The organism is Bacillus sp. AFS040349 (assembly GCF_002577655.1).
Classification (GTDB): domain Bacteria; phylum Bacillota; class Bacilli; order Bacillales; family Bacillaceae; genus Metabacillus.
In genome coordinates, this window is the sequence record NZ_NUMC01000118.1 from 1 (window position 1) to 1,466 (window position 1,466).

Genomic DNA, 1,466 nt, shown 5'->3' on the forward strand with positions numbered 1-1,466 from the left:
AGTCAAGTCCAGAATATTGTGTAAATTTAATACAATGTTTTCAACTACTACATTTGGATATGTGTATTATCCCCTACATTTTTTTTTGCGTAAATTCCATGGGCTTTCACTTACATATCCAGGGAAGGCTGTCAAAGGTTCCTCACTTTGACAGTCTTTCCTGGATATGTGATCATTCCATAATGGAAGCTACGAAAAAATTAGCATCTTCTTATAGATTTTGTAGAGTAAACAGATTCTTGGTATTCCATTAAAACAGCTCCTACTAAACGAAAAGCAGATTGTGTGTTTGGGAAGATACGAATAACTCTTTCTCTTCTTCGTACTTCTTGATTTAATCGTTCAAGAGAGTTCGTACTTCGTATATGAGGGCGCATATTCACTGGATGATTCATATATTGAATGGTATCTTCGAACCCTTCATCGAAAATAGTAAGAGCCTTTTCGTACTTTGGATTATTTCCAAATTGAGTCATCAGTTCATTCTTAAAGGTTCTGATATCTTCAACAGTGATTGCCTCAAACACACGCTTGATCATCATACGAATATCAGCTGAATCCTTTTTGGGCAACTTTTCAATAATGTTCCTTTTAAAATGAACATTACACCTTTGCCAGCTAGTACCTAAAAATTCACGTTGTATGGCTTTTTGTAAGCCTTGGTGAGCATCTGATATCACTAGTTTCGGAGACTGAAGTCCTCGTGATTTTAGCTGTTGAAGGAAGCGACTCCAACTCTCGTAATTCTCTGCATGATCAATACTTAGACCAAGTATTTCACGCTGGCCCTTATCTGTAATAGCTGTGGCAATATAAACAGCCTTTGAGACCACCTTATGGTGTTCTCTCACTTTGATATACATGGCATCTACAAAAAGATAGGGATAATATTTGACGTTTAAAGGACGCTTTGCCCAATCATTTACGATTGGATCTAATTTCAAGGTCAATGAAGAAACAAACGATTTTGAGACAGATTTACCACATAGCTGTTCAACTATTTGTGTTACCTTGCGTGTTGAGACCCCATTAATAACCATTTCCAACATGGAGATCACTAAAGCTTGATCACATCTAGCATATTTTTCAAAAACTGTAGTCGAAAACTCACCATCACGAGTTCTCGGCACCTTGAGTTGTATCTTGCCGATACTCATAATTAATTCACGTTCATAGTAGCCGTTGCGATAGTCACGACGGGCTGCAGAGCGTTCATAAGAAGCAGCATGTAGATAATCATCTCTCTCTTTTTCCATAAACTCATTTAAGACCAAAACAATTGCTGATTTAACTACTGCATCAATATCAGAATTTAATACAGAATCTTTTAAAACTTCCAAATCTAGGTTAAACTGTAACTGGGTCATCTTATTCCTCTTTTCATGTTTATCGTAGCTGAAAACATTGTAGCCAAGAGTGAATAAAATGAACCCTTTTTCTTTTTACACAATTATACGGACTTAATC

General features: G+C 36.4%; 1 protein-coding gene. It reads right to left on the reverse strand.

What is annotated here, in order from left to right; translation table 11 throughout:
* Positions 1-200: 200 nt before the first annotated feature.
* Positions 201-1,367, reverse strand: a complete 1,167-nt coding sequence (locus COD11_RS21620; protein WP_098798984.1) for an IS256 family transposase — start codon at positions 1,365-1,367, stop codon at positions 201-203.
* Positions 1,368-1,466: the final 99 nt, after the last annotated feature.

Bases quoted from the DNA above. Each gene is read 5' to 3' on its own strand.
- COD11_RS21620 (WP_098798984.1), bottom strand. From the start codon at position 1,367: ATGACCCAGTTACAGTTTAACCTAGATTTGGAAGTTTTAAAAGATTCT.